This window comes from uncultured Blautia sp. (assembly GCF_902497045.1).
Lineage (GTDB): Bacteria > Bacillota > Clostridia > Lachnospirales > Lachnospiraceae > Blautia_A.
Window position 1 is genome coordinate 1 of record NZ_CABVDF010000259.1, and the last position, 3,556, is coordinate 3,556.

Consider the following 3,556-nt stretch of genomic DNA (forward strand, 5'->3'; position numbering starts at 1 on the left):
AAAGCTATGAAAGTAAAAATTATTACAGATTCTGCTTCCAATATGATGACATTAGACGGCATACCGTTTGCGTCTGTTCCTTTAAGGATTGTAACTGAAGAAAAAGAATATATTGACCATGCCGGTCTGGATGTCCACCAGATGGTGCAGGAGCTGCATTCCTATAACGGGCGCTCACAGACTGCATGCCCTGGAATGGGTGACTGGCTTCAGGCATTTGAAGATTATGACATCATCTTTTGTGTAACTATCATAAGCAGGCTTTCCGGAAGTTATAATGCGGCAATGGCAGCAAAAATGGAATATGAAGAAGAAAATCCCGGAAAAAAGGTGTTTGTACTGGATTCCTATTCTGCCGGTCCGGAAATGAAACTTCTTCTGTATAAACTAAACAAGCTGGTACAAAGTGGAAAAGATTTTGATACCATCTGTAAAGAAATCCAGGAATACAAAAATCAGCATACCTCTCTTGTGTTTTCTCTTCAGTCTCTCCGTAATCTTGCCAATAATGGGAGAATCAGTCCGGCTGCGGCAAAGATCTGTGGTATCGTAGGTATCCGTGTAGTAGGAGATGTAAACGAAGAAGGGCTTCATCCTACCGACAAGTGCAGAGGCGAGAAGAAAGCGATTTCAGAGCTTTTGCGTAATATGAAACGTCTTGGTTATCACGGAAATAAAGTACTGATCGATCACTGTTATAACGAAAACGGAGCTGAACAGCTCAAAGATCTGATCCAAGCAGAATACCCTCAGGCAGAGATCTCTATTGACAAAACCCGTGGGCTTTGCAGCTTTTATGCGGAAAAGGGCGGAATTATGGTTGGATTTGAGCGATAAGAACCTTCAGAATCCACAGCTTTTTTGGTGAAAATATACAAAACCATTGATTTTCCATCAGGTAACCTGTATTATATTTTACGGTCATAAAATATTTTTATCCAAAAGAATACGGAGGAAAAAAGATATGAACAATACCGTAAACGAAAACCTTCTCAGACTCTGGTATACCAGCCCTGCATCTGACTGGCAAACAGAAGCGCTGGCTGTTGGAAATGGCTACATGGGAGGACTGATCTTTGGCGGGATAACAACTGACCGTATCCATATCAATGAAAAAACTGTATGGAACGGAGGGCCATCCAAAGAAACAGATTATAAATATGGAAACACTAATCCCACAAATACTTCAAAAGATTTGGACATGATCAAAAAAGATCTGGATAACATCCGTAAGAAGCTGGATGATAAATCTGAGCATGTCTTTGGTTTTGACGGAAATTCTTACCAGGCCTGCGGCACAGATACAAAGGGAGAGGCTATGGACTGGCTGAACAGACTTATGGGAGATCTGACCGGTTATGATGAACCTCAGGATTTTGCAGATATTTTTATTTCCGGCAATATTACAGATGAATCAGAAGTCAGCAGCTATGTCCGTGATCTGGATCTTCGCACTGGTCTGGCATCTGTCAGTTATAACTGGAAAGGTGTCCATTATACCAGAGAATATTTCAACAGTTATCCTGACAATGTGCTGGCCGTACATCTCAGCGCCGATCAGAAAGGCTGTCTCTCTTTTTCAGTATGTCTGAAGGACTGCACCCATGGTACTTCTCTTTTGAATCACACCGAAGCAGATACCATCATTCTGAAAAACACGCTGAAAAGTAATGGAATGAAGACAGAAGCTCAGCTGAAGGTCATTCCTGAAGGCGGAGAAATGACTGCAGAAACAGATTCTATCCGTGTATCCCATGCGGATTCTGTTACCCTTATTTTTGCCTGCGGTACAGATTATAAGATGGAGCTTCCTGCTTTCCGTGGAGAGGACCCTCATGAAGCAATAAGACAGCGTATCCAGCGGGCTGCTGCCAAGGGTTACTCTTCATTAAAATCTGATCATGTAAAAGATCATTCTGAACTTTTCTCCCGCATGGAGCTTGGATTTAATGAGGACATCCCACAAATCCCTACGGATGAACTTCTTCAGAAATACCGAAATATGATCGAGAACAACGGAGGGGAACTTCCAACGGAAAAAGAGCAGAGAGCCATTGAAGTTATCTGTTATCAGTTTGGACGGTATCTGACCATTGCAGGATCCAGAAAAGGCGCACTTCCTACGAATCTTCAGGGTGTATGGGGCGAAGAGCACTTTAAATGGGGCGGTGACTATCACTTTAATATTAATATACAGATGAATTACTGGCCTACTATGGCAAGTAATCTGGGTGAATGTCTGCTTCCTTATCAGGATTACCTGGATGTGCTCCGGGAGGCCGGACGTACAGCTGCTGCTTCCGCCTTTGGCATCAAAAGTGAAGATGGAGAAGAAAACGGATGGCTGGTAGGCTGCTTCAGTACGCCATATATGTTTGTAACAATGGGACAGAAAAACAATGCCGCCGGATGGAATCCGGTGGGCTCTGCATGGGCTCTTTTGAATTCCTATGAGTATTATCTGTATACAGGTGATCTTGAATTTTTGAAAAATCTTTATCCTTCTCTTCGTGAAGTTGCTAATTTCTGGGATAAAGCGCTTTACTGGAGTGAGTATCAGAAGAGATATGTTTCTGCACCTTCTTATTCACCGGAAAACGGCCCGATCGCCAATGGTGCTGCCTATGACCAGCAGTTTATCTGGCAGCATTTTGAAAACACCATTCAGGCGGCAGAAATCCTTGGTGTGGATCAGGAGCTTATCCCTCAATGGAAAGAAAAGCAATCCAAACTGGATCCGGTACTTGTAGGTAAAGATGGTCAGGTGAAAGAGTGGTTTGAGGAAACCCACATTGGAAAGGCACAGGCAGGAGAGCTTGAAGAAACCGATATCCCTCAGTGGAGACAGAGTCTGGGAGCCGAATGCAATGGAGAACAGCCTCCTCATCGCCACCTTTCTCACCTGATGGCGTTATATCCATGCAATATGATCAGCAAAGATGCGCCGGAATTTATGGACGCAGCCATGGTCTCTCTTAAGGAAAGAGGACTGGATGCAACAGGATGGTCCAAAGCTCATAAACTAAACCTCTGGGCACGTACAGGTCATGCTGAAGAAGCTTTTCAGCTTGTCCGGTCTGCTGTAGGAGGCGGAAATTCCGGATTCCTGACCAACCTTTTCTCTTCCCACGGAGGCGGAGAAAACTATAAAGAATACCCGATCTTCCAGATTGACGGAAACTTTGGCTATACAGCCGGGGTAAATGAAATGCTGCTGCAGAGCCAGCTGGGCTACATTCAGTTCCTTCCGGCACTTCCAAAAGAATGGGAAAACGGTTATGTAAAAGGAATCGTTGCACGTGGCAATTTTGTCATTGATATGGAGTGGACCAGGGGTATGGCAGACTCCTTTACCATTACTTCACAGAATGGCGGAAGATTCATAGGAGAATATAAAGACCTGGCATCCTATAAAGTAACTGACTCTCTGGGAAATTCAATCCCTGTTGAGATCTGCAGCAATGACAAGATTTCTTTTGCCACCCAAAAAGGAGCGGTTTACAGGATCTTAAAAACTGACTGCTAAAGAGTACGAAAATTCTAAGAATATGTATAA

2 protein-coding genes are annotated in these 3,556 nt (G+C 43.6%); both read left to right on the forward strand.

Features of this window, described 5'->3' with window-relative positions:
* Positions 1-837: DegV family protein (locus RDS42_RS13380; protein WP_308784089.1), on the forward strand; the 837-nt coding region annotated here is incomplete at its 5' end.
* 127 nt (positions 838-964) lie between these two features.
* The gene (locus RDS42_RS13385) at positions 965-3,526 is read left to right on the forward strand and encodes a glycoside hydrolase family 95 protein (RefSeq protein WP_308784090.1); all 2,562 of its coding nucleotides are present in this window, start codon (positions 965-967) and stop codon (positions 3,524-3,526) included.
* The last annotated feature ends 30 nt before the right edge of the window (positions 3,527-3,556 follow it).

Bases quoted from the DNA above. Each gene is read 5' to 3' on its own strand.
- RDS42_RS13385 (WP_308784090.1), top strand. From the start codon at position 965: ATGAACAATACCGTAAACGAAAACCTTCTCAGACTCTGGTATACCAGC.